Origin of the sequence: Paraburkholderia sp. BR14320, assembly GCF_040948665.1 — a bacterium.
Lineage (GTDB): Bacteria > Pseudomonadota > Gammaproteobacteria > Burkholderiales > Burkholderiaceae > Paraburkholderia > Paraburkholderia youngii.
Genome location: NZ_JBFPKG010000138.1, coordinates 1 through 3,488, shown reverse-complemented (window position 1 = coordinate 3,488; position 3,488 = coordinate 1). Strand labels below are relative to the sequence as shown.

Annotated in this window: 5 protein-coding genes and 1 pseudogene; 3 read left to right on the top strand and 3 right to left on the bottom strand. The window is 59.7% G+C overall.

All coding sequences use genetic code 11. The annotated features are described in order from the left end of the window. Positions 1-381 precede the first annotated feature (381 nt). Positions 382-831, top strand: coding sequence for an SET domain-containing protein (locus AB3X89_RS39130; RefSeq protein ID WP_184228276.1), 450 nt, complete (start codon positions 382-384; stop codon positions 829-831). A gap of 60 nt (positions 832-891) precedes the next feature. Further along, positions 892-1,383, top strand: a pseudogene (locus AB3X89_RS39125) (IS30 family transposase); the annotation flags it as partial. A gap of 315 nt (positions 1,384-1,698) precedes the next feature. Here AB3X89_RS39125 and AB3X89_RS39120 read toward each other — a convergent pair. Next, positions 1,699-1,854: an amidohydrolase family protein gene (locus tag AB3X89_RS39120; RefSeq protein ID WP_368587928.1), complete on the bottom strand. Its 156-nt coding sequence runs from the start codon at positions 1,852-1,854 to the stop codon at positions 1,699-1,701. Further along, the gene (locus AB3X89_RS39115; protein WP_368587927.1) at positions 1,820-2,149 is read right to left on the bottom strand and encodes an amidohydrolase family protein; all 330 of its coding nucleotides are present in this window, start codon (positions 2,147-2,149) and stop codon (positions 1,820-1,822) included. Before AB3X89_RS39115 ends, AB3X89_RS39120 begins: the two co-directional genes overlap by 35 nt. 458 nt (positions 2,150-2,607) lie before the next feature. Here AB3X89_RS39115 and AB3X89_RS39110 point away from each other — a divergent pair, with 458 nt between their 5' ends. Then, positions 2,608-2,868, top strand: coding sequence for a hypothetical protein (locus tag AB3X89_RS39110; RefSeq protein ID WP_368587926.1), 261 nt, complete (start codon positions 2,608-2,610; stop codon positions 2,866-2,868). 264 nt (positions 2,869-3,132) lie between these two features. Here the strand turns inward: AB3X89_RS39110 and AB3X89_RS39105 are convergent. Continuing rightward, the coding region (locus AB3X89_RS39105) for a transposase (protein ID WP_368587925.1) at positions 3,133-3,488 on the bottom strand (356 nt) is incomplete at its 5' end.

The window sequence follows — 3,488 nt, the reverse complement described above, 5'->3', positions numbered from 1 at the left end:
AAGCGGGCACGGCAGTTCGGAGAGGCGTTCACGGCTTGATTGGCTTATGCTGCCATTGAATAAGGAGAATCGACTTCATAACCGTAGGGCTTATGATAGCAATTCGACCGAATCTTGGCCGTACCCCCATTTGCAACCGAGACAGTCGAGAACGACCCAGTCATTGAACGGCGCATCCCCGGTGGCGTACGCATGCGCACGTGCTCGTGCTCGATCTGTCGATGCCCGGGCGCAATGGCGCCCAACTGTCAAAGTGGGCGGCCCTGACTGTTAGTTGCAATTTCGCGCAGAAGACATTGAATGGCAACGACCGTGGCGATATGCTCACAACGCCCCAACACTTCACGCACAACGACCGACGCACCCGAAGGAAGTCAGACTATGCGATTGCGCCGCATCACCGCACGACGTTCTCCCGTACATGGCATGGGACTGTTCGCCCTACAGCCGATTGCTGCAGGCGAACGGGTCATCGAGTACAAGGGGGAGTTGACCAGTTGGCGGCGCGCCGCCGGCCGCCAACGTTCCGGGGCTGGTCACACGTTCGTGTTCGGCCTATCCGATGGGCGTGTGATCGACGGCAGCCGTGGAGGCAACAGCGCCCGATTTCTAAATCACGCCTGCTCCCCCAACTGCGAAGCGATCGAGACGGGCGCGCGGGTGTTCATTCATGCCCTCACCGCTATCGCACCCGGCCATGAACTCTTCATTGACTATCGCCTGTCAGTTGACGGTGTGCTCACCGACGACATTCGTACCCGTTACATATGTCATTGCGGCGCTTCGTCATGTCGACGAACTATGCTGCGCGGCAATGCTGAATCGGCGTAATCCTCGCACCGCAGACGGTCCGATGCGCGATACCTCCGGCCTCTGATACAGACACGCGCGTACCCGGACAACGAGGATTACCACGTGTCACACGAGACCATCTACCGCAGTCTCTTCATCCAGGCCCGTGGTGCCTTGAAGAAGGAATCGCTGGAACATCTACGGCGTACGCGGGTCATGCGGTTCCCGCCATTACACGCAGAAGACGGGCGACCACGGCAGGATCCGCGACACGGTGTCGATCAGCGAACGTGCAGCCACCGTTGAGGACCGCGCAGTGCCGGGACATTGGGGAGGTGACTTGCTTTGCGGCAGCGGCAGCAGCCAGATTGCGACGCTCGTCGAGCGCCAGACACGCTATGTCATGCTGTGAAGATTGTCAGCAAGGACAGCGAGGCGGTTGCCAATGCTCTCATCAAACATGCCTGCAAATTGCCGCAGGCGCTCTACAAATCGCTAACATGGGATCGCGGCACTGAGATGGCCAGCCACAAACGCTTTACTGTTGCCACTGACATTGCCGACTACTTCTGTGACCCACACCGTCCCTGGTAGCGTGGGTCGGCCGAGAACACGAATGGACTGGTAAGGCAGTACGGCAGATCAACAGCTTGGAGTTCGTGCGTTGCTTTCCAATCATGCCCCCCGGGTCTCGTCGCACACACTCACATTGCCCGTCGAGTCATTTCATATGATGCATCCAACTACCAGGACTGGGACCACCCCTCCATCTTTCGAATTTGGGAATTGTCAGTAATCCAGGCGCTGGAGTCGAATGTGTGTTCATGGCCGCATTGAGACCGGATCGCCGCTGCGCGGCTAGGCAATCCGTTTAGCCAGTGCTGCCGTTGCAATGCGCCATGTGAATCACGCAATGTCGAACCTGTAAAGTCTTGCAGGCGGGTCTGCCAGGACAATCCTGCGCTCTTCTTCAACCGGGAGCAGCGCGCGTAGAAGTTCGAGCGCGTGAGTAAAATCCTCGTCTGCTTCAAACTGCGTATGCGGCCAGTCGCTGCCCCACATAAGGCGATGCACTGCCGAAGTGATCGACGACGACATTCATGCCGGCGTCCAGAAGCGGCTCGACGATGTCCTGCAGCCGCGCAACTTCCACATGCACTTTGACATGCCATCTGAGATCGCGGACATGGGCGAGCGTTTGCGCGCTCACCCATCTGTCGAGCGGCTGATCGGCATGTCCGATCAGGTTCAGCCGAATCCCTGCAATGCCCGCATTCGCCATCTCCGTCAGTGTGTCGATCCGACAATCACGCTCGATCACCGCGACACCGCGTAGCCGCTGCGGCGCGCGGCGCATCGAGCATATAGCTGCAATCGGTGCCGAGAAAGCTGGGCTGCACAAGCACGCCGTGTGATACGCCGTGCGTGTCCAGTTGGGCAAGGTATGCGTCGAGCGTGGCGTCGTAGTCGGGCACGTAGCGCCCGATCCGTCTCCCTGACCGCCTGCTCCAGTTCACCATCATGCTTTACGCGCACGCGAATGGGCGAACGGCCCAGCTGAGTCGCTTACCTCGCTAAAAACGTCCTGTTCGAAGAAGCGCGCGCGGCGCGTGACGCGTAGCTTAACTGGCCCTCGAAGATCGGGCCGATGGTTACCGCGGACCTGGGCAGTTCGGCTTGTCAGGGGCTGACGGATGCTGCCCGACTCCGAGCGGCCGAGACCTGGGCACACACTTCGGGAGCCCGGGTCGCGCGAAGAACCAGATACCCCACTGAGCTAGACTTGACCTATCGCTTGTACCGCCGAGACATGACATGTTCGATAGACAGACGCACCGAGGCTTCAGCATCACGGTGACAGCGCACGACGACGTACGCGGCGGCTCCAATGTCACGCTGCTTGTCGAGCGCATCTTTTCCCACCGGGACGACGTGCGCACCGGCGCGCCGCTCGCGAAACCGGAGCATTACCACTCGGTGCACCCCGCAACTGCGGCCGTCGGCGAAGCCATGCGACGAGTCAGGCGGCTAATTGACGAGGCACTCGGTGAACCCGATCCGCTGGAAGGCGAGTAATTTTCAATTCGCAACTCTCCAGCCCGGTCTGCAGCGCGCCTTGCCCGGATTTTAAATCTGACCAAGCCAACGACTGGCTCGCCCTTTCGGCAAGCCGGACAAAATCGATCGCTGCGAAGCGTGAAACCACGGCGGACACCCCTAGGGAAACGCTGATCAATGAGCCCGCCGCCGGTGATCCAGCGCATACGGCTCGCGATTTTTAAAACAGGAAGGCCGTCGCAGCAATTTCTGGGCACCTACGCGACCGACTTCCTGCATTTTTCACACGCCAGACGGACTGCTCCCATGACATGGGCGCAACCGGTTACGCGCCATCGCCAGGTTCGCCAGCGCGAACAGGCTGAACAGTTGTGCAGTGTTCTTGAGCAACCCCTTGTAGCGCACCTTGCGATGCCGGAACAGGTTCTTGACAACATGGAACGGATGCTCGACGCGCGCACGAATTTGCGCCTTGGTCCGCTCGACCGCGACCACCAGCTCCTTCAGCGCCCTGAACCGCCCCGGGATTTCCGGAGGCTCCACTTCTTGAGAAAATGGAGCTATGGAAAACACGAAGAAGAAGTGCCCAAGGTACTCGCCTGAAGTTCGTGAGCGGGCTGTGCGAATGGTTCTGGAAC